Origin of the sequence: Bacillus cereus, from assembly GCF_002567495.1 — a bacterium.
Lineage (GTDB): Bacteria > Bacillota > Bacilli > Bacillales > Bacillaceae_G > Bacillus_A > Bacillus_A cereus_AQ.
This window is the reverse complement of the sequence record NZ_NVAP01000025.1, coordinates 18,482-42,945: the sequence shown is the minus strand read 5'-3', so window position 1 is coordinate 42,945 and position 24,464 is coordinate 18,482. Positions and strand designations below refer to the sequence as shown.

The following is a 24,464-nucleotide window of genomic DNA, read 5'->3' as shown; positions in this document are numbered from 1 at the left end:
TTTATGGATTATCACAATGATGATAACTTTTCCCCTCTTGTAGCTCCCTCCTTGTTTCTGCGTCTATAACGATATACTTATGCAACTCCTCTACTTCATTTTGAGAAAAGGAAGCAAAAAAGTATACTTGGCGATCAGGATGAATAAACGAATCTTGCAGCACCACTCTACTGCGACAGCCGACAGCTGTTTTTTGCCTAAAAATAAATTCCTCATCGGCCACTTCTTTAAATGAGATTTTTTTACGAACACTATATGCTGCATGTTTGTACTCTTTATAGATTTTCTTATCTAATTGTTCATAAAACACATTTTCATTCACAAATGTTTTAGTGAAATTGCTCGGATATTCTAATTTTTGATTTGATTCTGCATATGTTGTGGACAATTGCGTAAGAAAACAAATCATGAATACAATGCACATCATTTTTTTCATAGTGACACCTCAATTTTTTATTATCCACATTACTTTTCCACATGCTTAGATCACTATGCAGTTTCCAATAAAAAGGAATTCCCCTACATTTGTCGAAGTATATAGCGTCAACTTGAAAGATGGGGATGAATTATGAAGAAACTTATTGTAATACGACATTGTTCAGCAACTGGCCAAGAACGTGATGCCGAATTAACCATTGCCGGAAAAGACCAAGCAAGCACCCTTGCTACATTCCTCTTAGAAAACAATCTACAAATAGATCATATTATTTCAAGCCCATTTGCCCGAGCTATCGATTCTATTCGGCCTTATGCACTCCAAGCTAACTTATCTATCCAAGAAGATGAACGATTAACTGAGCGCATACTAAGCAACGTTCCGATGGATGATTGGATGCAAAAACTAGAATCCACTTTTACAAACATAGATATTGCTTTTTCAGGCGGTGAGTCAACAAAACAAGCAACAGACCGTGCCATATCGCTTATTCAAGACGTTTTACAATTAAACCATACGACAACACTACTTGTTACACACGGCAACTTACTCACGCTCATTTTAAAGCATTTTAATCATACGATTGGCTTTAATGAATGGAGAACTTTAACAAATCCCGATATTTACGAAATTACAATCGACGAACAATGTATTATAAAACGATTATGGGAAGCATCGTCCAAGTAATATCCCTTTCCAAAACATTTAGTTGACGCCACGAGAAGAGACTGTTCTAACAATAGAAAGGGGTATCATTTCATATGTACGAAGACGTACTTGCTTTACTACATAAAACAAATGTTTCTTATGAAAAATTTGAACACGAACCGGTACTCGATTATGAGACAGATCGGATTGTACGTGAAAGACTTGGCTTACAAGGTACTCCAAGTAAAAGCTTATTTTTAAAATCAGATTCTGGAAATTTTTACGTGTTTTTTACGTTAGAAGGAACTCGGCTTAACCGAGGAGAGATGAAAGAAATAACTGGGGAACGTTTATCGCTCTGTTCTCCTGATGAACTAAGAATGGAAACTGGCTGTACTCCAGGATGTGTCGCTCCTTTTGGTTATTCACAAGATGTAACAATTATTGTGGACAGCTCCGTTTATACGTACAATAAAATTTTAATTACACCTGGTGTACCTGAATTCACAATTGAATTATCCACAGAAGAATTAAAAAAGATTTTATTAACATGTCCAAATACCGTTTTAGAGTACAAACAAAAAGAGAGCTAATCGCTAGCTCTCTTTTTTCATTATTTCGCTTCTGCTGTTTTTTCTTTTGCAGAACGTACTTGCTCGTCCGCATGGTAAGAAGAACGCACAAGTGGTCCAGCTTCACAGTGGCTAAATCCTTTGCTAAGTGCAATTTCTTTAAGCTCTGCAAATTCTGCTGGTGGATAATATTTAATAACTGGTAAATGCTTCTTAGATGGTTGTAGATATTGTCCAAGAGTTAAAATATCTACATTGTTTGCACGTAGGTCATCCATTGCTTCAATTAAATCTTCTCTTGTTTCACCTAAGCCCAGCATAATGCTCGATTTAGTTGGAATATCAGGCTGCATTTCTTTTGCTCGACGTAAAAACTCTAATGAACGATCATATTTTGCTCTAGCGCGAACTCGGTTAGATAATCGACGTACTGTTTCAATGTTATGGTTTAAAATATCTGGTTTTGCATCCATTAACATTTTTAAGTTTTCTTCTACCCCAGCCATATCAGATGGTAATACTTCGATAGATGTGAATGGGTTTTTACGACGTACTGCTCGTACTGTTTCAGCAAAAACAGCTGCTCCGCCGTCCTTTAAATCATCACGTGCAACCGCTGTTATAACAACGTGCTTTAAGCCCATTTGTACTACTGAATCTGCTACGCGTTCTGGTTCTTGTAAATCAAGCTCAGTTGGTAAGCCTGTTTTAACCGCACAAAAACGACAAGCACGTGTACAAACCGCACCTAATATCATAAATGTTGCTGTTTTTCTTACAGCCCAGCATTCATGAATATTCGGACATTTTGCCTCTTCACAAACCGTATGAAGATTTTTAGAACGCATCATTTTCTTTAAGCCTGTATAGTTTTCATTCGTGTTTAACTTAATTTTCAACCATTCGGGCTTGCGCTTATATTCTGTTTGTTTTGTCATGGTTATCAACTCCGCACAATATGAAATAGTTTACCGTGTTCGCTTCTTTCAATGTAACATATCTATTCTAACGTATGAAAGCGATTTGCTCAAATGAAGATTCTAAGATTTTTTCCAATCGTTCCCTATAATGAAATACTCCGTATATCCCACACTAAAAAGAGTGATGTTGTGAAAGGAGTCTATTTCATGCTTCGAAAAATTTCTCTTTTGCTTTCAATTTGCTTTCTTCTCCACCAAAACATCGCTTACGGTGAAGATAATCAGCAAAGCATATACGAAAAGCGCATGGCACTATATAAAGAAACCGAGCAGTCTTCAGGCATTCCGTGGTATTACTTAGCTGCAATGGATCAATATGAAAGAAATATACGGAGCGTAAGAAAAGATATTCCGAAAAAACCAGATGCCATCATTTCCCTTTATTTCAAACCAGAAATATGGGCTGGACCTGTTAATAGTAACGATACTCTCCCCCATACGATTTCTCTATTTGGTGGAATAGGTTTAGATGGTGACAAAGATGGATTTGCAAATGCAAATAGCGACCGTGATCTTCTGCATACCGCAGCGACTATTTTAAGGAAACAAGGAACGTCAGAAGACCGTATTAAAATTATGCTTTGGGAATATTATAGACGTGCAAAAACAGTTGATTTGATTAGCGAATATGCCCAAATTTATAAACATTATGGACGTATTAATTTAGAAGGAAATGCTTTTCCTCTCCCAATTCACAGTGACCATAGCTACCGTAGTACTTTCGGTGCTGGAAGAAGTTTTGGGGGCAGACGGGTTCATGAAGGAACCGATATTTTTGCAAGATATGGCGTGCCTGTAAGATCCACTTGCTATGGCATTATTGAAACGAAAGGTTGGAACCGCCTTGGTGGATGGCGTATTGGTATTCGTGACCTTCATAACAATTACCATTATTACGCTCATTTAGGCGGGTTCTCAAAAGAAATACAGCTTGGACAAATTGTTGAGCCAGGAAAAGTAATCGGATTTGTTGGTAGCACCGGCTATGGGCCTCCTGGCACAGCTGGAAAATTTCCACCCCACTTACATTTTGGCATATATAAAGACAATGGCTATACAGAATGGGCCTTCGATCCATACATGCATTTAAGCCTTTGGGAACGAAAAGAACGAGCAAGTACAAAAAAATAACCGTAGCGCATCGCTACGGTTATTTTTTATCCAGTAAAAGCCTGATTGGTGAGGGCTAATAATCAGTTGTAGATGAAGAATCCCGACCGATTCAAGTTTCACTTTATATACAACTAACTATCTGTTTTCTTTTTATCAGGTACAGCAACACTTCCGCTTCCATAATACGTAGGCACTTCCCCTTGAACGATACGTGTCGCAATCGGAACATTTTGTTTCACCGTTATCTCTTTCGTATGAAATGGAATAATCACTTGCAACGTTACTTCCATTTCCATAACAATTTGAATTGCTGTAGTGTTGATCCCATGCGGCTCAATTTTTTGTTTAATATCTGTATTCACATGCCCAATTGGCGTGAAATGAATCGGAATATCTGGTCCTATATTACCAAGAAGCGCATTATCAGTTACACGCCCAAAAGGCACTGCCATAGTCGCCCCGTTTTTTTCAGAAATACCTAGCTCTTTCAAATTCCCTTGTTCTACTTGCTGCAAATATTTTTCTATGTACGTGGTCGTTGACGTTACGATTTCATTTACTTGCTTTGTATTTAAATTAATTGTGGATACTTTCCCATTTTTATCATTCTGTACTTTCATTAATGAATCGACATCGAATCCTTCATTAATTTGATCCTTTACCGCCTTCGTCATAATTGCCATCGCCATTTTATGCGTCTCTGCTTCCCCATATTTAATTAAGGTCGGCTGAATACTATTATTCACAATCCACAACCCTTGCGTAAGTAATATCACAAAAAGAATAAACGACATAAGCAGTATATACCGAAAGGCAATAGGTCCCCTTCGAAACCGCGAATTTTTCGAGCGAAATATACTCATAAAAAAACCTCCTTCTTATATCATTTCTATGCAAGAAGGAGGGACGATATATGCTTATCTCATTTTTAATAATGCTTCTTTTCCAATCGTTCCTACTGGAATACCTAACGCTTCTGCTCCAGTCGTTACCGATTCTAGTGGCGCTTCAAGAAGTTGTTCAATCGTTCTTACACCAACCGCACGGCCAGCAATAATTCCTCGATCACCTAACTTTTCATTTAAAAGACCTACATCTAATGCACCACACATAATATATCCTTTATCGCTCATTACAGCTAGCAAATTCGTCTTTGGAAGTTTGACGCTAACCGCAATAAACGTATAGTTATCAATTATAATTGGCTCCACATTAACCATAGTTCACACTCCTCTCTTTCTTATCTGTATGACAAGAGAAAAATGAGTGTTACAGGTTAACTAGCCTATAGTTTAACGGAAGATGTATGAGTTATTAACATATCTGTTAACACATCTCTAAGTAGTTCTGGCATATAATATTGTTTATCCGAAAGTGTGGATAGCTCTGGGTATAAGTATCCAAACGTAAACATATCAATCGTTCCTACTGTATATATACGGTCTAACTCCAGCGATTCGCCGTTAATCAATACATCTTCTAGTAAAATTTTATTCCCAGGAACCGTATCTGGAATTACTTCAACACCAGCATAAATCATTTTCCCCATCACTTTCCCCCGAAATCCGAATCCTTTCACCTCAAGATTCTCCATATTCGGCTTACGTGCTTTCAAAATAACTTCTCTTAATATCTTTCCTGGAACTTTCAAAGCACACGGATTAATTGGATGTGGACAAATTCTGTGAATATCTCCGCGCGTTACAACACCCTCTTCTAATCCTTCAAGAAGTACACCAGCGTTCACCATTCCAATCTCGGTACCACACCACGTTTTCAGCGCATTTGCTAACATGTGCGAAAATGTCGTCTCATGAAACCAATCAACCGGTAATGATTCCTTTAAATGAACAACAGGCTCTTCCATGATCTGTTTACTTTCTTCCTGCAGCATTTCAATTGTGGATAACGGCTTACTATAAGCGCCTAAACGTTCTGTCTTAATCGCTCTACCGTCCTTTTTCAATAACTTCTTCGTCTCTTTATCCACAGTAAGCTGTACGTGCCCAACGTAACGTCCCCACTTTTCACAACAACAAAGTAAAGTATTATTCATTAGAACACCACGCTCAAATAAATGATGCGTATGCGCACCTAAAATCACATCTATATCATAATGCTCCGCCATATACTCATCCATACTTTTCCCAAGGTGAGATAGGACAACTGTAATATGTGCCTCATCTTTCACTTCTTCTAAAATGGATTCTAAATGAATAAGCGGATCTTCAATATGCCAATCGAGCATATGATAAAACTCTGGATAAGCTACCGTCAATCCGATAAAAGCGATCGTAACCCCATCCGTCGTTGTATGCAATTTATAAGGCCTTGCCCATGATGGACGTACACCTTCTTTTTCAAATAGATTTGCGACAAGCACTTCAAATCCAGCATCATCATATAGACGATTTAAATGCTCCTTCGCTAACGTAATGCCTTCATTATTTCCAATCGTTACATAATCATATAACGCCTCATTTAAAAGCTTCGTATTCCCAAGCCCATTTGTCGCTTCCGAAATACTATGAAAACGATCCACATGATCGCCGATATCAACCGTCAAAACAGTCTCTCCCGCTTCCTGTCTTCGCTTTTTCTCCCCTAGAACAAACCGAGAAATTTGCGGCCAATTTTCAAAATGACTATGTATATCGTTTGTATGATAAAGGTGGATGATTGTTTCTTTATTTGTATTCAGAGAAAAAACCTCCTCTCAGTTCCTTACTGCCATTTACGCTATGCGCACACAATAATCCTGTAAATACTTTTCGTCTTTTCTTGCTATTTTACATTGTACTCGCATTGTGAGAAAAAGCAAAAGATTGTCCTTTTCATATAAGAAACTTTATTTTTTCAAATCTGTGGATTAGTCAGAAGGGAAATATTTGTCAGGAAGTTTGCCGGGCGACTTGCCGAAGAGTGTTTTACCAACGCCTATATGGCGGATGATTCTGCATATATACCTTGTAACACGACATATGTCGTGTTACAATCTCGTTATAAGGTGGTGAACCATAAAATGGATAAAGAGATATTAAAAGGAAGTATTGATATTTTACTTCTCTCCATCATTAAACAACACGATACGTACGGATATGAAATGATTCAAAAGCTAAAAGAAAACAGCAATGATTTATACACGATGAGCCAAGGCACCCTCTATCCCGCACTCAAACGTTTGGAACAAAAGGATTTAATCAGTTCCTACTGGGGTGAATCTGAAACTGGTATGAAACGAAAATTTTATCGTATTACTACAAACGGAAAAAAGATATTAGAAGAAAAACTAACAGCATGGGATTCAGTTACTGCTCTTATTAAAACTTGTCAGAAAGGAGCTTTAAGTTAATGACGATTGAAAAATACATAAAGAGTATTGTTCAAAAAACAAACCTATCGCAATCTGATAGAGACGAGCTATACTTCGAAATTTACGATCACCTTACAAGTTTAAAACAAGAATTTCTCGATCAAGGAAAATCTGAAGAAGAAGCTACAACATTAGCCATTCAAAATTTTGGAGAAGCCTCTACTTTAGGAACTGAAATTGAAAAAGCGATGCAATCTTCTACGCAAAAATATGTACAGTGGATTGGCTGGGGATTGTTTTTACCGTATTCATTTGTTTTGTTATTTAAATTGTTGCTCGGAAGGTCACCCGTTTACTTTTATAATTTGAAGTACTTCTTTGAAACAGGTGACTGGCATTCTATACACGGTGGGTTAATAAACTTAATTCCGCTCAAAAGTACAATCCGCTATTTAAGTGGATTCGATCCTACTCATTTACTAGACCCTTATAATATAGATATCGTACTTATGAATACATTAGGAAACGTCATCATATTCATCCCATTCGGATTCCTGCTACCTTTATTATTTAAACAAATAAACAACGTTAAAATGGCATCCAAAATTTTTATTAAGTTTATTTTATTAATTGAATCATTACAACTCCTTACTTTTACTGGTGTTTTCGATATTGATGACATCATACTGAATATGTTAGGTGCTTTAATTGGGTATAGTTCTTTTGTTGGGATGAAGTATATTTGGGAACGTGTTAAGTCTGTGGATAAGGTGGATACGATTTAGGTTCGGGGTATATCCCCCTCTCTTCACGTACTAATTTGTTGATAAGTCGATATATTTAGCTGAACACCACTTGGGTATCCCCGTCCCAGACACACAACATAAAAAAGCGCCCTGCTGTGCAGGGCGCTTCTACTTTATCTATTATCCAGTTCCAGCGGCTAAAATGTTCGGTGGCTTCGCTTCTTCCTATGAGGCAAAAATCGCCTCTACGTCAGAAGCTCCATCCCCCTCACATTCTGAACGAGCCGCTTCCACTTTAAATATTGTCCAGCTTCGCCTCCTAGACCCTCATGTCTAAGAACCTTCCGCACGAGAAGATATAAAGCATCTTCTGTGCGAAAGAACCTTAGCCAACGGGTCTGGACAGTCGGCTCCGCATTTCTATTTAACCAATAGAACCTTCCATCTCAAACTTGATTAGGCGGTTCATTTCAACTGCGTATTCCATTGGAAGTTCGCGAGTGAATGGCTCGATGAAGCCCATTACGATCATTTCTGTAGCTTCTTGCTCAGAAATACCACGGCTCATTAGGTAGAATAATTGTTCTTCTGATACTTTCGATACTTTCGCTTCGTGCTCAAGTGAAACGTAATCGTTTTTGATTTCGTTGTAAGGAATTGTATCAGATGTAGATTGGTTATCCATGATTAACGTGTCACACTCGATGTTAGAGCGAGAGTTTTTCGCTTTTGGTCCGAAGTGTACGATACCACGGTAAGTTACTTTACCACCATGCTTCGCAATCGATTTAGAAACGATTGTTGAAGACGTGTTTGGTGCTAAGTGAATCATTTTCGCACCAGCATCTTGGTGTTGGCCTTTACCAGCAATCGCGATAGATAATGTTAAACCACGAGCGCCTTCGCCTTTTAAGATAACTGCTGGGTATTTCATCGTTAATTTAGATCCGATGTTACCGTCAATCCATTCCATCGTTGCGTTTTCTTCACAAACCGCACGTTTTGTAACTAGGTTGTATACGTTGTTCGCCCAGTTTTGGATTGTTGTATAACGGCAATAAGCATCTTTCTTAATGATGATTTCTACTACTGCACTGTGAAGTGAGTTAGTAGTGTAAACAGGTGCTGTACAACCTTCTACGTAGTGTACGTGTGCGCCTTCGTCTACGATGATAAGCGTACGCTCGAATTGTCCCATATTTTCAGAGTTAATACGGAAATACGCTTGAAGTGGTGTATCAACTTTAATACCTTTTGGAACGTAGATGAATGATCCACCAGACCAAACTGCAGAGTTTAATGCAGAGAATTTGTTGTCTGTTGGTGGGATTACTTTTCCGAAATGCTCACGGAAAATATCTTCGTTCTCTTTTAATGCGCTATCTGTATCTTTGAAGACGATTCCTAGAGCTTCTAGGTCTTCTTTCATGTTGTGGTATACAACTTCAGATTCGTACTGTGCAGATACACCAGCTAAATATTTTTGCTCAGCTTCTGGAATACCTAATTTATCAAATGTCGCTTTAATTTCATCAGGTACTTCATCCCAAGACTTCTCAGATTTCTCAGATGGTTTTACGTAGTACGTAATTTCATCGAAATCTAAGTCGTTTAAGTCGCCGCCCCATTGTGGCATTGGCATTTCATAGAACTTATCCAGTGATTTTAAACGGAAGTCTAACATCCACTGTGGTTCTTCTTTCATACGTGAAATCTCTTCAACGATCTCTTTTGTTAAACCGCGTCCAGCACGGAAAATCGAAACGTCTTTGTCTTTGAAACCATATTTGTAATCGCCGATATCTGGCAGTTGCTTCGCCATGTTGGTGTGTCCCTCCTTAGATAACCTCGTTTTTAGGAACCTTTAACATTACTTATCTTCGTTTAAGCCCTTTTCTAACGCTTTCCACGCTAATGTTGCACATTTAATACGTGCAGGGAACTTGCATACGCCTTGTAATGCTTCAATATCTCCTAAATCGATGCTGTCATCGTACTCTTTTCCTAGCATCATGTCAGAGAAAATTTTAGAAAGCTGAAGTGCCTCTTCAATTTTCTTACCTTTTACTGCTTGTGTCATCATTGAAGCTGAAGACATTGAAATAGAACATCCTTCTCCTTCAAACTTCGCTTCTTGTACAATACCCTCTTCTACTTTCATCGTAAGTTGAATACGATCGCCGCAAGTTGGGTTGTTCAAGTTAACGGTAACACTATCTTCTAACACGCCATGGTTACGAGGATTTTTGTAATGATCCATAATAACTTGACGATATAACGTATCTAAATTATTAAATGACATTTGTGAAATACTCCTTTGTCTTGATTAGCGATTCAACAAATGTATCAATTTCTTCTTTTGTATTATATAAATAGAAGCTCGCACGTGCTGTTGAAGAAGCTTTTAGCCACTTCATAAGCGGTTGTGCACAGTGATGTCCTGCGCGAACTGCAATGCCTTCTACATCTAATACAGTCGCTACATCGTGAGGATGTACGTCTTCAATATTAAATGTAACAAGACCAGCGCGATGCTTTGGACCATAAATTGTAACGCCATCTACTTCTGATAGTCTTTCTAAAGCGTATTGCGCTAATTCATGCTCATGCTTTTCAATATTATCAAGACCGATTTCTTCTAGGAAATCAATTGCCGCACCAAGTCCGATTGCATTACCGATAATCGGTGTACCTGCTTCAAACTTCCACGGAAGCTCTTTCCAAGTAGATTCTTGTAAATCTACGAAATCAATCATTTCACCACCAAATTCAATTGGCTCCATATTGTTTAGCAATTCTTTCTTACCATATAATACGCCGATACCTGTAGGTCCGCACATCTTATGAGCAGATAATGCGTAGAAATCACAGTTTAAATCTTGTACATCTACTTTCATATGAGGTGTACTTTGTGCACCGTCAACGACCATAATTGCACCGTTTTCGTGTGCGATTGCTCCGATTTCTTTTACAGGGTTAATCGTTCCAAGTACGTTTGATACTTGCATAATAGAAACGATTTTTGTATTCGGTGTAACAGTTTGACGAACATCTTCTAAAGAAATTGTACCGTCTGGTTGAAGCGGAAGGTATTTCAAAGTTGCGCCAGTTTTCTTCGCAACTTGTTGCCACGGAATGATGTTACTATGGTGCTCCATGTAAGAAATAACGATTTCATCGCCTTCTTTTACATTTTCAAGGCCATAGCTAGCCGCTACTGTATTTAATGCAGTTGTCGTTCCGCGCGTGAAAATAATCTCTTCCATTGATTTCGCGTTAATAAACTTGCGAACTTTCTCGCGTGCACCTTCATACGCGTCGGTAGCTTTCGTACCGAGCGTATGAACACCGCGATGCACGTTAGAATTATATTCTTTATAGTAACGTTCTAACGTTTCAATGACTTGAATTGGTTTTTGAGAAGTTGCTGCACTATCGAAATATACAAGTTGTTTGCCGTTCACTTTTTGATCAAGAATTGGAAACTGTTTGCGTATTTCATGAATATTCATTAGCGAACTTTCCTTTCAATTACCTCAACAAGCTGTGCTTTTACTCCTTCAATTGGAAGCTCATTTACTACAGGTGCTAAGAATCCATGGATGACTAAACGTTCTGCTTCGCGTTTTGGAATACCACGGCTCATCAAGTAGTATAATTGGTACGGATCTACGCGACCTACTGAAGCTGCGTGACCTGCCATTACATCATCTTCGTCGATTAAAAGAATTGGGTTTGCATCCCCACGAGCTTTTTCATCTAACATAAGAACGCGAGAAGATTGTTGTGCATTTGATTTAGATGCACCGTGTTCAATCTTACCAATTCCGTTAAAGATAGATGTTGCACTATCTTTTTGTACACCGTGTTTTAAAATCCAACCTTCAGAGTGTTTACCGAAGTGAACAACTTTAGTTGTAAAGTTTTGTGTTTGGTTACCACGGCCAATTGTTACTGTTTTCGTATCAGCATATGAACCGTCGCCCATTAAGTTTGTAACGTTCTCTGAAATTGTGTTTCCGTCATTCATAAGGCCTAGAGCCCAATCAATGCGGCCGTCGCGTCCTACAACACCGCGGCGGTTAACGTAAGTTGTTACATCTTTTGCTAGTAGATCAACCGCACCGAATTTCACTTGTGCGCCTTGTTCCACAATTACTTCTGCTACGATATTTGCAATACCTTTAGCATTTTCATTTGCAACGTAGTTTTCTACATAAGTTGCAGTACTGTTCGCATCAGCTACGAATAATACGTGGTTATATACGTTAGCTTCTTCGCCGTCTACTAAGAATACAGCTTGAAGTGGAGTTTCAAGAACAACGTTTTTTGGAACATATACGAATGCACCGCCGTTGATTAATGCAGCATGAAGTGCAGTTAAACGATGCTCGTCTACTTTCACGCCGTCTTTCATTAAATACTTTTGTAATAGTTCAGCATGCTCTGTTGCAGCTGTTACGATATCTGTGAAAATAACACCTTTGTCTTTTGCTTCGTCTGCTAAAGAAACGAACGCAGTTGTACCAGTACGTTGTACTAATACGCTGTTATTTTCATCGATTAAGTTTTTCACTGCTTCTGGAAGCTCTGTTAAAGAACTTACAGGCTCTTGCTTAGCAGCGTCGCCTTTTCCGATAAAGTCCCATTTTTCAATTTTCGTTTTATCAGGCGTTGGCATTGGAAGTTCAGTTGCTTGTGCAAGAGCTTGTAAGCGGAACTCAGTCAACCAAGCAGCTTCGTTTACTTCGCTTGCGCGTTGACGGATTGTTTCTTGATCGAAAGGTAATGTACCGATTGTCATGTTTATGCTCCTCTCTTACGCTTCTTGCTCTGTTGTTTCGTCTTCAATACCTAATTCTTTTTTAATCCAGTCGTAACCTTCAGCTTCTAGACGTTGTGCAAGCTCAGGGCCACCAGATTTAACGATACGACCGTTCATCATAACGTGAACGAAGTCTGGAGTGATGTAGTTTAATAAACGTTGGTAATGCGTAATCATTAGGCAACCGAACTCTTCGCCGCGCATTTGGTTAATACCTTTAGATACAACTTTTAATGCATCGATATCAAGACCTGAGTCGATTTCGTCTAAGATTGCGATTTTTGGCTCAATCATCATTAATTGAAGAATTTCGTTACGTTTTTTCTCTCCACCAGAGAAACCTTCGTTTAAGTAACGTTGTGCCATTTCTGGATCCATTTCTAGGAATTCCATGTTTTTATCTAATGTACGGATAAATTTCATAAGAGAAATTTCATCGCCTTCTTCACGACGTGCGTTAATTGCAGAACGTAAGAAGTCAGCGTTTGTTACTCCGCTAATTTCACTTGGATATTGCATTGCTAAGAATAGACCCGCTTGTGCGCGCTCATCTACTTCCATTTCTAATACATCTTCACCGTCGATGATGATGCTACCTTCTGTTACTTCATACTTTGGGTGACCCATAATTGCAGAAGATAAAGTTGATTTACCTGTTCCGTTAGGTCCCATAATTGCGTGGATTTCTCCACCTTTTACTTCAAGGTTTACACCCTTTAAAATTTCTTTGCCGTCAATTGATACGTGTAAGTCTTTAACCGTTAATGTAGAACCAGCCATCTCAATACCTCCATTAATCCTATATATACATTTTAAAAATTCCTAAAACGTTCATATTCTCATTTTATTCTCATTCTAATTTTATATCAAATAAAATGATATCGCAAACGGCGAAAAAAAGTAACCGTTTTTTCACAAATGTATATAAGTATTTCCTTTACATCCTTCTATGATACACCTTTCTTCTTATTTATATAAAGAAAAAAGGACTGGTAAATTCCCAGTCCTTTCCTTATATTTATTCACTTACTGGAAGTACAGCACCTTTATATTCTTTATTAATAAAATCTTGAATTTCTTTTGAATGTAACACTTCTACTAGTTCTTTAATTTCTTTTTTCTTCTCATCACCTTTACGAACTGCAATGATGTTTGCATATGGAGAATCTGCTCCTTCAATCGCAATTGCATCCTTTGTTGGATTTAATTTTGCATCAATCGCATAGTTCGAATTAATGAATAAAGCGTCTCCCTCATTGTTTTCATACAATTTCGGTGAAAGTCCAGGTTCAACATCTGTTTTAAATTTTAAGTTTTTCGGATTTTCGACTACATCTTTTACTGTCGCCTTAACCACATCTACACCATCTTTAAGCTTAATCACGCCACCTTTTTGTAACAACGCTAACATACGTCCACGTTCAGCCACGTTATTACTCATAATCACCGTTCCACCATCTGGTAAGTCTTTTAAGCTTTTATATTTCTTAGAATAAATACCCATTGGCTCTAAATGGATTTTTCCTGCGTTTACAATTTTGTATCCTTTTTCTTGAATTTCTTTATCTAAATACGGAATGTGCTGGAAATAGTTCGCATCAATTTCTTTATCCGCTAATGCTTTATTTGGTAGGACATAATCCTGGAATTTTTTAATCTCTAATTTAATACCTTTTTTCTCTAATATCGGCTGTGCTTTCTCTAAAATAACAGCGTGCGGCACGTTAGAAGCTCCAACAACAAGCTTATTCTCATCTTTCCCCCCGCAGGCAGCTAACGTAAATACAGATAGTGCTGTAACAACTGACAGTATAATCTTTTTCATATGATGTCCCCTTCTCCCCAATAGTTATGTAGTTATGAAAAAGAGCTGGCATCAGACCAGCCCTCTTTGTAAAATTATTCTTTTACAGGAACAACTGTCCCTTTATATTCTTTTTTAATGAAGTCTTCAATTTCTTTAGAATGCAATACTTCCACAAGAGCCTTAATCTCTTTCTTATCTTTATCGCCTTTACGAACAACTACTACGTTTGCGTACGGTGAATCATTTCCTTCAATTGCAATTGCATCTTTTTCTGGGTTTAATTTCGCATCAATTGCATAGTTAGAGTTAATTAGAACAGCATCGCCTTCTTTATTGTTATACACTTGTGGCAATAAACCAGGCTCGATATCCGTTTTGAATTTTAAGTTTTTCGGATTATCTGCAATATCTTTTGGAGTTGCTTTAACTGGATCTACACCGTCTTTAATTTTTAAAATGCCTTCTTTTTGTAAAATTGCTAAACCACGTCCATGATCAGCAACAGAATTACTCATAATGATTGTCGCTCCATCTGGAAGCTCTTTTAAGCTCTTATATTTTTGAGAGTATACACCAATCGGTTCTAAATGAATTTTCCCTGCTACTTCAAAATCATATTTTTTATCTTTCATTTCTTTTTCTAAATACGGAATGTGCTGGAAGTAGTTCGCATCAATTTCTTTATCCGCTAATGCTTTATTTGGCAAAACATAATCTTGGAATTTTTTCACTTCTAATTCAATTCCTTTTTTCTCAAGTAACGGTTTTGCCTTTTCTAAAATAACAGCGTGCGGTACGTTAGAAGCACCAACAACAAGTTTCTTTTCATCTTTATCTTTCCCGCCACAAGCAGCTAACCCAAAAATTGAAGTTGAAATAAGTGCTGTAAGTAATAATTTTTTCATTGTAAATACCCTCCCGTTTTTCATTATCTTTTATCTATTCGAGTCGTTAAGCTATCACCAATCCACTGAATTAAAAATACAACTAGTAATACACAAATTGTCGCAACGATTGTTACATCGTTATTTCCTCGCTGGAATCCTTCTAAATAAGCAAGTGTCCCAAGGCCACCAGCACCAACAACTCCCGCCATTGCTGTATAACCTACTAAAGCGATTGTCGTAACCGTAATACCAGACACTAATGCGGGTAACGATTCTGGAATTAGCACTTTCAAAATAATTGTGCTCGTTTTTGCCCCCATTGCTTTGGAAGCTTCAATTACACCTTTATCAATTTCGCGAAGTGCAATTTCAACCATTCTCGCGTAGAATGGTGCCGCTCCAATAATTAAAGCCGGCAGCGCTGCACTCGCTCCAAGAATGGTTCCAAGAAGAATCTTTGTAAATGGGATTAATAAAATGATTAAAATGATGAATGGTATAGAACGGAATATGTTTACGAATGCTCCAATCACCGTATTAATCGATTTGTTTTCCCATAAATTATCTTTTGCTGTCATGAAAAGTAACAATCCTAAAATTAGTCCTAAAACAAATGTCGCAAGAGCTGCGATTGCCGTCATATATAACGTTTCACCAGTTGCTTCTAACATTTGATTCCAATCAACATTTGCGAGTAACTTATCCATGTGCAATCACCTCCAGCTCTACTTGATCTTGATGAATTCCTTCTATTGCTTGCTGGATTGCTGTTTCCTCACCATTTAAATGAACAACTAAACTACCGTAAGAACCGTTATTCGTTTGTGCGATATTTCCTTGCAAAATGCTAACTTCTATATCATTGCGTTGCATCAATCTTTGAAGCACTGGTCTTTCTACAGCTTCGCCGACAAACTGCAAGCGAATTACTTTTCCATCTGGATATTTTTCAATTAAACTTTCAATCGTTTCATTTGTATCTTCAGAATCTGTTAACTGCTGTACAAATCGCTTTGTAATGTCTTGCTTCGGATTACGGAATACATCAAGTACTGGACCCGTTTCTACAATCTTTCCTCTCTCCATTACCGCCACTCGGTTACAAATCTTTCGAATTACGTGCATCTCATGTGTAATGAGTACAATTGTTAAACCAAGACGCTTATTAATGTCTAATAGTAAATCCAAAATTTGATCTGTCGTTTCTGGATCAAGAGCTGACGTTGCTTCATCACATAAAAGCACTTGTGGATTGTTAGCTAATGCTCTTGCAATACCAACACGTTGCTTTTGTCCACCACTTAACTGAGACGGATACGCGTCTCCTCTTCCTTCTAATCCAACAAGATGAATTAATTCATCAACACGTTTTCTTCTCTTCGCTTTATCAACACCTGCAATTTCAAGTGGAAACTCGATATTTTCACGTACAGTTCGTGACCAAAGTAGGTTAAAGTGTTGAAAAATCATTCCGATTTCTTGCCTTGCCTTACGAAGTTCACTTCCTGTAATGGCTGAAATGACACGATTCGCAATTGTAATTTGGCCAGAAGTCGGTTTCTCTAACTGATTAAACAATCTGATTAAAGAACTTTTCCCAGCGCCGCTATATCCGATAACACCAAATATTTCGCCTTTTTCTATTTTTAAGTTGGCGTTATCTACAGCAGTGACATCACCGCTTTTTGCTTTATATATTTTCTTTACATTCTCTAATAGAATCATGGTGTATCACCCCTTTTTTGTTTAGATCGACTCCGCAATTTTTATTTTTGATGCGTGTAGTCCACCGTTATCACTACTTTTATTATTTGAATGTCCTCCACATTCAAACAATAAAAAAACCTTTCCGCTTTAGAGAAGCAGAAAGGTTTATATGCGTATATAACAACATTATCCCTCTCTCTCATCTCTCAAAGCATTTGCTTTGCAGGAATTGGCACCATTTCAACATAAGTTGACGGTTGCCGGGCTTCACAGGGCACAGTCCCTCCACCTCTCTTGATAAGAGAAATCAGATTACATTTTCGTCTGATTTGTAATTTATGAAATTGTCTATATTTTATGAATTGAATTGTATCAATATACACTCACCATGTCAACAGAAATTTTCGTAAAAAATGAAACTTCAGAATTTTAAGCACCTACTGACATCGGTTTACATATATGAAACATTGATTCAACTAATAGCATCGTTCGATACGTTCCCGAATATTGTACACGTCCATCATTCATTAACATTTGCAATCTTACATTGCCATTCACCAATTGTTCTATATCCTTTTCATCTAAACAAATGATTTGTTCCGTTCCTCTTTCCTCATGTAGCAGCTCTATATAATCTCTTGAAATTTGTAACGAACAACTTTCATCTCCAAAGCGGAAATTAACAGTTTTTTCTTCTTGTCTTAAAAGCGGTTCTAAATGATATTGACCATTAGCGTAATTTACAAATGATTGCAGCAAAGAATATAATTTCATCCTAAATCACATCCTTCATATCACTTTCTATTACATATCATTCCCTCTCACTAAAGAGCAATCCTGTTATTTTCGCTCGACAAATACTGTATCCATCCTGCATCTCGACATATTTCCCGAGAAATATGTCGAGGCGGCAAAAACTTTGCCGCCTACTTTAATTCCATATATAAATATTCAACCGAATGAAATGCATATATCTTCTTCATGAGTGTCCCATTTTCAAAAACAAGTAAACACGGTACACTTTCGATTCCATACTCTTTCGCTAAATGCGGAGCATAATTTAAATCTAACATCCCAATTTTGAGGCCTTCAATGGTCATCTCAACGACTGTTAACATCTTTTTTGCTAATTGGCATGTTCCACACATTGGAGTATATACATATAATACTGTTTTTTCTTCGTTCTCTATTAGGGCTGTAGCTTCGGTTCCTGTCCAGTCAATCACTTCTATCATTCCTTACCGTAAATATTCTGTATAAACGTCAATGTCGGCTCCCCATAATACATTTGCTAAGTGTGTAGATGGCGCAGTTGCCACCTCTCGGTACGAGCGATCAATATAGATATGCTCTGCTTGCGGAAATTCTTTTCGAAATTGTTTTCTTAACTTTTCTCCAGCATCATCAGCATCCACTAGCACATACACTTCCTTATCAAAAAACTGATCAACGAGCTCATCCATTTTCGACAAACCAATTGTACCATTTGTACAAACAATTTCCACCGGTTCACGAATAATAGATTCAATCTTTCTTCTATCTGATGTACCTTCTACAATAATGACTTTTTCTACATAAATCATATGTCATCACCCGATCACCATATACTATACAACCTTGAACTTAGTATATAGTATATTCGTTATTTTCATGTTGTTTCCTGTTTATTTTTGCAAAAAGAAAAGCGGAAACGGCTCGTTCAGAACAGGAGGGCATTGGAACTCCTGAACTAGAGGCGCCTTTTGCCTCAAGTGAAGGAGTGAAATGACCGACTGTTCTAGCCGCTGGAGCTGGACAATAAAGAAAAGCGGAACCGACTGTTTAGCCCTGTTGGCTAAGATTCTTCCGTACAGAAGACGCTTTTTGTCTTCTCGTGCGGAAGGTTCTTAGACATGAAAATCTATACAATGAAAAGCAAAAGCGGCTAGACCTGCATAAAGATTAAACGGAAAAGTTTTTTCAAAAAACGTTCTCCTACACGATAATTAGTATATGATTCTACATTCATTATTTAACAAAAAATAAAAAAGGACAGCACAAAGGCTGTCCTTTAGTCGACTATAATTAGTCTTGGTTTGTCATTTCTGCATATTTTTCTGCAGTTAATAACTTCTCAACTTGGCTTGCATCAGAAAGTTCAACTTTAACCATCCATGCACCCTCGTATGGAGATTCGTTAACAAGTTCTGGTTGGTCACTTAATTCTTCGTTTACTGCTACAACTTTACCGCTTACAGGTGCGTATAACTCAGAAACTGTTTTAACAGATTCTACGCTTCCGAATGGCTCGTCAGCTTCGATTGTTGCGCCTACTTCAGGAAGTTCAACGAATACGATATCGCCTAGCTCACCTTGTGCAAAGTGAGTAATACCGATAACAACTTCATTACCTTCAGTTTTTACCCATTCGTGTTCTTCAGAGTAACGTAAATTATTTGGAATGCTCATGACTGTACCTCCAGTGAATGTATTAATTATGTAAAAATACCTTATTGGTACTTTTTCCACACACTTTCAAACTGCTCTTCGTTAAAACCAAGTGTTACATTCGTTCCATTTGTTACAATTGGACGTTTAATCAACATGCCATCAGATGCTAAAAGCTCATACATTTCGTCTTCGCTTGCATCTTTCAACTTATCTTTCAGACCAAGTTCACGGTAACGCATTCCACTTGTATTAAAGAATTTTTTTAATGGTAATTCACTTTTTTCATGTAAATTACGTAAGTCTTCTTTTGATGGTGGATTTTCAACAATATGAATCATCTCATATGCTACATCGTTTGCCTCAAACCATTTCTTTGCCTTTTGACATGTGCCACACTTTGGATATGAATAAAATGTTACTGTCATAAATTCACCTACTTTTTTACTAACCTTTACCTTTATCATATAGAAAACATTTTATTATTTCAAACGATTATTCGCTAAACTTTTACTTATTTCGTGATAAATTTTAATAATCCTGCCAATTTTTCTTATTTTTCCGCCATTTTCTAAGAAAAAATAAATATATAAATTTTTTTAGATTCTGCACCAAACATATATCTTAAACAAGCGTTTGATTAATTTCTTATTTTTCTATGTTACCCTTTGAACTACATGAGTTTCTTCCTACCGAACATACATCTTAAACAAACGTTTGATTAATTTGCTATTTTCTATGTTAGCCTTTGAATTACAATGGTTTCTTCCTACCGAACATACATCTTAAACAAACGTTTGATTAATTTCTTATTTTCTTCTGTTAGCCTTTGAGCTACATTAATTCTTTCCTAGCGAACATATACCTTACATAAACGTTTATAAAAAAATAAGAAGCCTTTTTTACAGGCTCCTTCATCATCGACTTAAGTAATCCGAAATGGTTTGAAACACTACTATATACATATTATGAATATTTCGATCGGAAACAGTATCATTATATAATCCCATACCCCAATATTGACCTTCAGGGTTCCCCATATTTACAAACCCTTGCGTATACGTCATCGTTTTATCCTTCGGGGTATTATCATAATCTAAATCCTTGTTAGTAAAAATTAAATACGGTCTATCTTGCAAACCAATAAAAAATACCGGCTTCTTTAACGATAAAAATAAGTCCGTATACTGCTCCTTTGATGCCTCTTTAAAGTATTCTTTCATAACGAAAAAACCATCAACTTTTGCTGATTTCTCCTGCATTTCTTCTAACTTTATACTTTCAAACTTTACATTTCTAAACGTATCTTTCGGTTTCTCTCCAACAACTCCAATTACGAGTGCTCTTCCGTTATATTCTAATTTCTCTCCTTCTTTATCCTTTGCACACCCAGCACTCACTAGGCATATCAATATAAAAAATAAGAAATACGATAAACGCTTCATTTAGCACCCTCCCCTTCTTTTTAGTCAAGTGACAAAAACGTAAGGTGAATTCAAGAAAATGTAAGTAAAATCGATAGCCCAATTCACGTTTCTATATTATAATCAATTGAATTTACTTACATTACTAAACATAGGAGATCAACATGAAGAAATTTAAACTTTCATCTTTTCTTCCGTTAAGTTATATACTTCTACTCGTACTCGTAAGTCCCCTTTACGATGTATTAAATAAAACAACTGTTCACGCAGTAGACGTTACAACTGTAGTAGATGATTGGATTCCATTTGTAAAAGCATTTATTATTCCTTATTTACTTTGGTTTCCATACTTATACGGCGCACTTATTTATTACTGCTTTGCTGACCGAAAGCAATATTACGTCACTTTAAGTAGTGTTATTTTTGGAAAGCTTGCTTGTTTTTCTATTTATTATTTTTGGCAAACAACTGTACCGCGTCCGACTGTCGTTGGAACAGATGTATTTTCTGAACTAGTTCGCTATATTTATAGTATCGATCAACCAGTAAACTGTTTCCCTAGCATTCACGTTCTTACTACATTTGTAATTATGTTAGCCGCTTTTAAACGTAGAGAACAGCATGCTTTTGAATATTACATCCTTACTTTCTTCGGTACACTTATTATTTTATCAACGCTATTTACGAAGCAGCATGCCTTTGTAGATGCCGTTTCTGGAATGACGCTTGCAAGCATACTATACTTCGGCGTTCAGCTCTTATTAGCCAAAGAACCAATAAGAGTTCCAGTAAAACAAAATCATAGAATGTAGCATAACAAAAAAGCAGACTGTGGCTTCAGTCTGCTTTTATCTATTAGTAAGGAGATTTTCAATTTAGGATTGCGGTACAGTCATATCACCAGAATGAATACGACCGGATTTTTTAAGAGCAATGTAAAGTATATAAGAAACAGCTACTGGAATGACGATATAAGTAATTACCATCGCCGGGAGAACTTCCCATCCTTGGCTGGAAATTAAATTAATTGGTGCGATGAGAGAACTTAATCCAAGACCTGCAATTTCTTTTCCTGCTTCTAGTTGGAAAATTAATGCAGATACCGGACCAACTATAGCACTGGCGACGACAGTTGGGACAAGAATCATTGGATTTTTAGTAATGTTCGGTAACTGTACTTTCGGAGTACAAAGCGCCTGAGCTAATATGCCACCTAAATTATTTTCTTTCGCTGAGATGACAGAGAATCCGATAAACTGAGCAACGCAGCCTGCAAGAGCAGCACCACCTGCAACACCATCTAAGCTAAGTGCGATCGCTAACGCAGCTGATGAAGCTGGAGATATAAGTAATAGTCCCCAAACTACTGCAATAACGATAGAAGCGATGAACGGGCTACCAGCTGAGCTATCTTTAATGAACGCTCCAACTGCATTTAATACGGGAGTAATATTATGGGATAACCAAATACCTACTAAACCAGAACCTAATATTGCTGCAAATGGAACGAGCATCATATCTAAAGCAGTTTTTCCGCTTAAACGTTTACCAATATATACAGCTAAAGTTGCTGTTAATAATGCACCGATTGGCTCCCCTGTTTTAATGATTAGACCCGCTTCAGTCATTGAAATAGATCCGGCACCAATCGCTCCAGCTACCATCGCCGAAAAGATAACAAGACCGTTTGCACCGAGCATAAAAGCGATTCCGGCACCAATCGCCGGTGCCATAAGTGATTTTGCAACAACTCCGATTGTAATAAGTAATGGAATATCAACAATTCTTCCTATATTTTCGATCAGTAAACCAATTCCAAGGGATACGAAAATACCTTGTGCGATTCCAGCTGATGCTTTAAATACACGAGACATTATATATTCCTTCATTTGTTTCACCTTCTCCTATAAGTTAGTAACCAATTGTTTTCATATAATCACGTAAAATATCGTTTGATTTTGCAAATCGAGATTCTTCATCCTCTGTTAAATTTAGTTCTACAACTTCTCTTATACCGTCTCTAGTAATAATAGCTGGTACTCCTGTGCAAATATCATATTCACCATACTCACCATCTAAAATAGCCGATACAGCAATTACACGGTGATCATCATTAAAGATTGAGCTTGCAATATATGCTAGAGAATTTCCGATTCCGTAATAAGTAGTACCTTTTCGTTTATAAATTTCCCATCCGGCTTTTGCAGTCTTCTCGACGATCTCATCTAAATCTATTTCACCAAATTGCTCTTTTTTCTCTTCTAAAATTTGCAGAATTGGTTTTCCACCAACAGTTACGTGTGACCAAGCAACCATTTGAGAATCACCATGTTCTCCTAATGAATACCCATGGATACTACGAGGATCTACATGTAACATTTCAGATAAAATTGTTCTTAAGCGAGAAGAATCTAATGATGTACCAGTACCGATCACACGATTTCTAGGCAATCCAGATAATTTCCACACTTCATATGTAATAATATCAACTGGGTTCGAGGCAAGTAAGAAAATACCATCAAATCCACTTTCCATTACGCCGCCAACAACACTTTCCATAATCTTAGCACTCGCTCCTAAAGTATCTAAGCGACTTTGTCCAGGCTTTGGTGCTGGTCCTGCTGTAATAATAACGATGTCCATATCTTTGCAGTCTCCATAGCTTCCTGCATATACTTTTGTTCTTGTATTTGTAAAGTTAATGCAATGTGATAAATCCATTGCTTCCCCAACTGCACGTTCATGATTTATATCAATTAATAATAGCTCTTCGCAAATTCCTTGATTCACAATAGAATACGCACAACTTGATCCAACTAATCCAGTACCGATAATTGCAATTTTTCTTGTATTTCGTTTCATAGCAATCTCTCCTAATTGATCATATAATCTATTTCTTTTGTTCTTTACACTCCTAATTATAGAGGTTCTCACGATAGAAACCATGGATACTTTGTGAAATATTGAGCAAAGTTTATGTCCTTTTTGTGAATTGTTATATTCCATTTTCGTCATATTTGTTACAACTGGAAAAATATTTATTATATATTGATTGACATGTACAAAACAAAAAAACGAGCGACTTCATTCGCTCGTTTTTTCTGCACACTACTCTGCACTTAATTGGCTCTTTAATTGCTGCACAATCATCGGATTAGCAGGTGCTGCTGGTTTATAATAACTCTTTTGCTTTGCGTACTCATACACATTACGTTGACGCGTCTCATCTTGATTACGAATTTGGATTAATGTTTGGTGTAACTGTTCATTATCAGACTGAGAAATATAATTTGCATAACTTGTTAAACTTGCATTCAATCCTGCTAAATAATCATTTACCATATCTTTTTCATTCATCTGTCGCTTCCTCCTATCCTAGGAAAGTCATTAATTGCTGTTTCGTATTTCGTGCATCTTGCGCATCCTTTTGTAACATTTGTTTCAGTTGTGGATCTGTACACGTCTGTGCATACTGCTCCAACTTGTTAATAATTGTTGCGTGTCCACCAATTAAATGACGTAAGTTTTCTACTTCAAGCTCTGTTAAATTTTGCATATAACATACCCGCCTTTCTTTGT

At 37.2% G+C, this 24,464-nt stretch carries 30 protein-coding genes and 1 riboswitch; of the genes, 6 read left to right on the top strand and 24 right to left on the bottom strand.

Annotated features, from left to right (window positions below):
• Position 1 precedes the first annotated feature (1 nt).
• On the bottom strand, positions 2 to 427 hold the full coding sequence (locus COK05_RS11785) for a hypothetical protein (RefSeq protein ID WP_141539062.1): 426 nt from the start codon (positions 425 to 427) through the stop codon (positions 2 to 4).
• A gap of 141 nt (positions 428 to 568) precedes the next feature.
• Here COK05_RS11785 and COK05_RS11780 point away from each other — a divergent pair, with 141 nt between their 5' ends.
• Together COK05_RS11780 and COK05_RS11775 are read left to right on the top strand one after the other, a co-directional pair.
• A complete protein-coding gene (locus COK05_RS11780) occupies positions 569 to 1,123 on the top strand; it encodes a histidine phosphatase family protein (protein ID WP_098612722.1) in 555 nt (184 codons plus the stop codon).
• A 74-nt stretch (positions 1,124 to 1,197) separates the two neighbouring features.
• Positions 1,198 to 1,677, top strand: coding sequence for a YbaK/EbsC family protein (locus tag COK05_RS11775; RefSeq protein ID WP_098612721.1), 480 nt, complete (start codon positions 1,198 to 1,200; stop codon positions 1,675 to 1,677).
• Between the two features lie 20 nt (positions 1,678 to 1,697).
• Here the strand turns inward: COK05_RS11775 and lipA are convergent, their stop codons facing one another.
• A complete protein-coding gene (gene lipA / locus COK05_RS11770) occupies positions 1,698 to 2,594 on the bottom strand; it encodes a lipoyl synthase (RefSeq protein ID WP_098612720.1) in 897 nt (298 codons plus the stop codon).
• A 189-nt stretch (positions 2,595 to 2,783) separates the two neighbouring features.
• On the opposite strand from lipA, the gene COK05_RS11765 reads away from it, so the two are divergent.
• Entirely contained in the window at positions 2,784 to 3,767 is a 984-nt protein-coding gene (locus COK05_RS11765; RefSeq protein WP_098612719.1) for a M23 family metallopeptidase, read from the top strand.
• A gap of 113 nt (positions 3,768 to 3,880) precedes the next feature.
• Here the strand turns inward: COK05_RS11765 and yunB are convergent, their stop codons facing one another.
• From yunB to COK05_RS11750, 3 genes are all read right to left on the bottom strand, one after another.
• Positions 3,881 to 4,612, bottom strand: a complete 732-nt coding sequence (gene yunB / locus COK05_RS11760) for a sporulation protein YunB (protein WP_098612718.1) — start codon at positions 4,610 to 4,612, stop codon at positions 3,881 to 3,883.
• 54 nt (positions 4,613 to 4,666) lie between these two features.
• The gene (locus COK05_RS11755) at positions 4,667 to 4,969 is read right to left on the bottom strand and encodes a YunC family protein (RefSeq protein ID WP_000248467.1); all 303 of its coding nucleotides are present in this window, start codon (positions 4,967 to 4,969) and stop codon (positions 4,667 to 4,669) included.
• A gap of 65 nt (positions 4,970 to 5,034) precedes the next feature.
• Positions 5,035 to 6,426, bottom strand: coding sequence for a bifunctional metallophosphatase/5'-nucleotidase (locus tag COK05_RS11750; protein ID WP_098612717.1), 1,392 nt, complete (start codon positions 6,424 to 6,426; stop codon positions 5,035 to 5,037).
• Between the two features lie 345 nt (positions 6,427 to 6,771).
• Here COK05_RS11750 and COK05_RS11745 point away from each other — a divergent pair, with 345 nt between their 5' ends.
• Together COK05_RS11745 and COK05_RS11740 are read left to right on the top strand one after the other, a co-directional pair.
• On the top strand, positions 6,772 to 7,101 hold the full coding sequence (locus COK05_RS11745) for a PadR family transcriptional regulator (protein WP_098612716.1): 330 nt from the start codon (positions 6,772 to 6,774) through the stop codon (positions 7,099 to 7,101).
• The gene (locus COK05_RS11740; protein ID WP_098612715.1) at positions 7,101 to 7,847 is read left to right on the top strand and encodes a VanZ family protein; all 747 of its coding nucleotides are present in this window, start codon (positions 7,101 to 7,103) and stop codon (positions 7,845 to 7,847) included. The genes COK05_RS11745 and COK05_RS11740 overlap by 1 nt, the downstream gene beginning before the upstream one ends.
• A gap of 385 nt (positions 7,848 to 8,232) precedes the next feature.
• Here COK05_RS11740 and sufB read toward each other — a convergent pair whose 3' ends face one another.
• The 15 genes from sufB to COK05_RS11665 form a co-directional block, all read right to left on the bottom strand.
• Positions 8,233 to 9,630 carry a Fe-S cluster assembly protein SufB gene (sufB, locus tag COK05_RS11735; RefSeq protein ID WP_001118824.1) on the bottom strand — a complete coding sequence of 466 codons (1,398 nt, stop codon included), beginning with the start codon at positions 9,628 to 9,630 and terminating at the stop codon, positions 8,233 to 8,235.
• Positions 9,631 to 9,678: 48 nt separating this feature from the next.
• On the bottom strand, positions 9,679 to 10,110 hold the full coding sequence (gene sufU, locus COK05_RS11730; protein WP_000009523.1) for a Fe-S cluster assembly sulfur transfer protein SufU: 432 nt from the start codon (positions 10,108 to 10,110) through the stop codon (positions 9,679 to 9,681).
• Entirely contained in the window at positions 10,100 to 11,320 is a 1,221-nt protein-coding gene (gene sufS, locus COK05_RS11725) for a cysteine desulfurase SufS (protein WP_001020767.1), read from the bottom strand. Before sufS ends, sufU begins: the two co-directional genes overlap by 11 nt.
• Entirely contained in the window at positions 11,320 to 12,612 is a 1,293-nt protein-coding gene (sufD, locus tag COK05_RS11720) for a Fe-S cluster assembly protein SufD (RefSeq protein ID WP_000152173.1), read from the bottom strand. Before sufD ends, sufS begins: the two co-directional genes overlap by 1 nt.
• 15 nt (positions 12,613 to 12,627) lie before the next feature.
• Complete coding sequence (sufC, locus tag COK05_RS11715; protein ID WP_000929163.1) at positions 12,628 to 13,413, bottom strand: Fe-S cluster assembly ATPase SufC; 786 nt, start codon at positions 13,411 to 13,413, stop codon at positions 12,628 to 12,630.
• Positions 13,414 to 13,651: 238 nt separating this feature from the next.
• Complete coding sequence (gene metQ, locus COK05_RS11710) at positions 13,652 to 14,458, bottom strand: methionine ABC transporter substrate-binding lipoprotein MetQ (RefSeq protein WP_098612714.1); 807 nt, start codon at positions 14,456 to 14,458, stop codon at positions 13,652 to 13,654.
• Between the two features lie 74 nt (positions 14,459 to 14,532).
• Entirely contained in the window at positions 14,533 to 15,345 is an 813-nt protein-coding gene (metQ, locus tag COK05_RS11705) for a methionine ABC transporter substrate-binding lipoprotein MetQ (protein WP_098612713.1), read from the bottom strand.
• A gap of 23 nt (positions 15,346 to 15,368) precedes the next feature.
• Positions 15,369 to 16,034 carry a methionine ABC transporter permease gene (locus tag COK05_RS11700; RefSeq protein ID WP_000359401.1) on the bottom strand — a complete coding sequence of 222 codons (666 nt, stop codon included), beginning with the start codon at positions 16,032 to 16,034 and terminating at the stop codon, positions 15,369 to 15,371.
• Positions 16,027 to 17,052, bottom strand: a complete 1,026-nt coding sequence (locus tag COK05_RS11695) for a methionine ABC transporter ATP-binding protein (protein WP_098612712.1) — start codon at positions 17,050 to 17,052, stop codon at positions 16,027 to 16,029. The genes COK05_RS11700 and COK05_RS11695 overlap by 8 nt, the downstream gene beginning before the upstream one ends.
• Before the next feature lie 178 nt (positions 17,053 to 17,230).
• Positions 17,231 to 17,338: riboswitch (SAM riboswitch) on the bottom strand.
• 125 nt (positions 17,339 to 17,463) lie between these two features.
• Positions 17,464 to 17,808, bottom strand: coding sequence for a hypothetical protein (locus tag COK05_RS11690; RefSeq protein ID WP_098612711.1), 345 nt, complete (start codon positions 17,806 to 17,808; stop codon positions 17,464 to 17,466).
• Between the two features lie 152 nt (positions 17,809 to 17,960).
• Entirely contained in the window at positions 17,961 to 18,269 is a 309-nt protein-coding gene (locus COK05_RS11685; protein WP_098612710.1) for a thioredoxin family protein, read from the bottom strand.
• A gap of 3 nt (positions 18,270 to 18,272) precedes the next feature.
• Complete coding sequence (locus COK05_RS11680; protein WP_000640870.1) at positions 18,273 to 18,617, bottom strand: toprim domain-containing protein; 345 nt, start codon at positions 18,615 to 18,617, stop codon at positions 18,273 to 18,275.
• Positions 18,618 to 19,098: 481 nt separating this feature from the next.
• The gene (gene gcvH, locus COK05_RS11675; protein WP_000026896.1) at positions 19,099 to 19,482 is read right to left on the bottom strand and encodes a glycine cleavage system protein GcvH; all 384 of its coding nucleotides are present in this window, start codon (positions 19,480 to 19,482) and stop codon (positions 19,099 to 19,101) included.
• Between the two features lie 41 nt (positions 19,483 to 19,523).
• The gene (locus tag COK05_RS11670; RefSeq protein ID WP_000218969.1) at positions 19,524 to 19,889 is read right to left on the bottom strand and encodes an arsenate reductase family protein; all 366 of its coding nucleotides are present in this window, start codon (positions 19,887 to 19,889) and stop codon (positions 19,524 to 19,526) included.
• 489 nt (positions 19,890 to 20,378) lie between these two features.
• On the bottom strand, positions 20,379 to 20,906 hold the full coding sequence (locus COK05_RS11665) for a hypothetical protein (protein WP_098612709.1): 528 nt from the start codon (positions 20,904 to 20,906) through the stop codon (positions 20,379 to 20,381).
• Positions 20,907 to 21,049: 143 nt separating this feature from the next.
• Between COK05_RS11665 and COK05_RS11660 the strand changes: the two genes are divergently transcribed.
• Positions 21,050 to 21,697, top strand: a complete 648-nt coding sequence (locus COK05_RS11660) for a phosphatase PAP2 family protein (RefSeq protein WP_098612708.1) — start codon at positions 21,050 to 21,052, stop codon at positions 21,695 to 21,697.
• Positions 21,698 to 21,760: 63 nt separating this feature from the next.
• Here COK05_RS11660 and COK05_RS11655 read toward each other — a convergent pair whose 3' ends face one another.
• From COK05_RS11655 to COK05_RS11640, 4 genes are all read right to left on the bottom strand, one after another.
• A complete protein-coding gene (locus tag COK05_RS11655) occupies positions 21,761 to 22,774 on the bottom strand; it encodes a PTS transporter subunit IIC (RefSeq protein WP_098612707.1) in 1,014 nt (337 codons plus the stop codon).
• Between the two features lie 22 nt (positions 22,775 to 22,796).
• Entirely contained in the window at positions 22,797 to 23,747 is a 951-nt protein-coding gene (locus COK05_RS11650) for an L-lactate dehydrogenase (RefSeq protein ID WP_098612706.1), read from the bottom strand.
• Between the two features lie 246 nt (positions 23,748 to 23,993).
• A complete protein-coding gene (locus COK05_RS11645; RefSeq protein ID WP_098612705.1) occupies positions 23,994 to 24,242 on the bottom strand; it encodes a spore coat protein in 249 nt (82 codons plus the stop codon).
• A 13-nt stretch (positions 24,243 to 24,255) separates the two neighbouring features.
• The gene (locus tag COK05_RS11640) at positions 24,256 to 24,441 is read right to left on the bottom strand and encodes a hypothetical protein (RefSeq protein WP_001180555.1); all 186 of its coding nucleotides are present in this window, start codon (positions 24,439 to 24,441) and stop codon (positions 24,256 to 24,258) included.
• Positions 24,442 to 24,464: the final 23 nt, after the last annotated feature.

Bases quoted from the DNA above. Each gene is read 5' to 3' on its own strand.
- COK05_RS11785 (WP_141539062.1), bottom strand. From the start codon at position 427: ATGATGTGCATTGTATTCATGATTTGTTTTCTTACGCAATTGTCCACA.
- COK05_RS11780 (WP_098612722.1), top strand. From the start codon at position 569: ATGAAGAAACTTATTGTAATACGACATTGTTCAGCAACTGGCCAAGAA.
- COK05_RS11775 (WP_098612721.1), top strand. From the start codon at position 1,198: ATGTACGAAGACGTACTTGCTTTACTACATAAAACAAATGTTTCTTAT.
- lipA (WP_098612720.1), bottom strand. From the start codon at position 2,594: ATGACAAAACAAACAGAATATAAGCGCAAGCCCGAATGGTTGAAAATT.
- COK05_RS11765 (WP_098612719.1), top strand. From the start codon at position 2,784: ATGCTTCGAAAAATTTCTCTTTTGCTTTCAATTTGCTTTCTTCTCCAC.
- yunB (WP_098612718.1), bottom strand. From the start codon at position 4,612: ATGAGTATATTTCGCTCGAAAAATTCGCGGTTTCGAAGGGGACCTATT.
- COK05_RS11755 (WP_000248467.1), bottom strand. From the start codon at position 4,969: ATGGTTAATGTGGAGCCAATTATAATTGATAACTATACGTTTATTGCG.
- COK05_RS11745 (WP_098612716.1), top strand. From the start codon at position 6,772: ATGGATAAAGAGATATTAAAAGGAAGTATTGATATTTTACTTCTCTCC.
- COK05_RS11740 (WP_098612715.1), top strand. From the start codon at position 7,101: ATGACGATTGAAAAATACATAAAGAGTATTGTTCAAAAAACAAACCTA.
- sufB (WP_001118824.1), bottom strand. From the start codon at position 9,630: ATGGCGAAGCAACTGCCAGATATCGGCGATTACAAATATGGTTTCAAA.
- sufU (WP_000009523.1), bottom strand. From the start codon at position 10,110: ATGTCATTTAATAATTTAGATACGTTATATCGTCAAGTTATTATGGAT.
- sufS (WP_001020767.1), bottom strand. From the start codon at position 11,320: ATGAATATTCATGAAATACGCAAACAGTTTCCAATTCTTGATCAAAAA.
- sufD (WP_000152173.1), bottom strand. From the start codon at position 12,612: ATGACAATCGGTACATTACCTTTCGATCAAGAAACAATCCGTCAACGC.
- sufC (WP_000929163.1), bottom strand. From the start codon at position 13,413: ATGGCTGGTTCTACATTAACGGTTAAAGACTTACACGTATCAATTGAC.
- metQ (WP_098612714.1), bottom strand. From the start codon at position 14,458: ATGAAAAAGATTATACTGTCAGTTGTTACAGCACTATCTGTATTTACG.
- metQ (WP_098612713.1), bottom strand. From the start codon at position 15,345: ATGAAAAAATTATTACTTACAGCACTTATTTCAACTTCAATTTTTGGG.
- COK05_RS11700 (WP_000359401.1), bottom strand. From the start codon at position 16,034: ATGGATAAGTTACTCGCAAATGTTGATTGGAATCAAATGTTAGAAGCA.
- COK05_RS11695 (WP_098612712.1), bottom strand. From the start codon at position 17,052: ATGATTCTATTAGAGAATGTAAAGAAAATATATAAAGCAAAAAGCGGT.
- COK05_RS11690 (WP_098612711.1), bottom strand. From the start codon at position 17,808: ATGAAATTATATTCTTTGCTGCAATCATTTGTAAATTACGCTAATGGT.
- COK05_RS11685 (WP_098612710.1), bottom strand. From the start codon at position 18,269: ATGATAGAAGTGATTGACTGGACAGGAACCGAAGCTACAGCCCTAATA.
- COK05_RS11680 (WP_000640870.1), bottom strand. From the start codon at position 18,617: ATGATTTATGTAGAAAAAGTCATTATTGTAGAAGGTACATCAGATAGA.
- gcvH (WP_000026896.1), bottom strand. From the start codon at position 19,482: ATGAGCATTCCAAATAATTTACGTTACTCTGAAGAACACGAATGGGTA.
- COK05_RS11670 (WP_000218969.1), bottom strand. From the start codon at position 19,889: ATGACAGTAACATTTTATTCATATCCAAAGTGTGGCACATGTCAAAAG.
- COK05_RS11665 (WP_098612709.1), bottom strand. From the start codon at position 20,906: ATGAAGCGTTTATCGTATTTCTTATTTTTTATATTGATATGCCTAGTG.
- COK05_RS11660 (WP_098612708.1), top strand. From the start codon at position 21,050: ATGAAGAAATTTAAACTTTCATCTTTTCTTCCGTTAAGTTATATACTT.
- COK05_RS11655 (WP_098612707.1), bottom strand. From the start codon at position 22,774: ATGAAGGAATATATAATGTCTCGTGTATTTAAAGCATCAGCTGGAATC.
- COK05_RS11650 (WP_098612706.1), bottom strand. From the start codon at position 23,747: ATGAAACGAAATACAAGAAAAATTGCAATTATCGGTACTGGATTAGTT.
- COK05_RS11645 (WP_098612705.1), bottom strand. From the start codon at position 24,242: ATGAATGAAAAAGATATGGTAAATGATTATTTAGCAGGATTGAATGCA.
- COK05_RS11640 (WP_001180555.1), bottom strand. From the start codon at position 24,441: ATGCAAAATTTAACAGAGCTTGAAGTAGAAAACTTACGTCATTTAATT.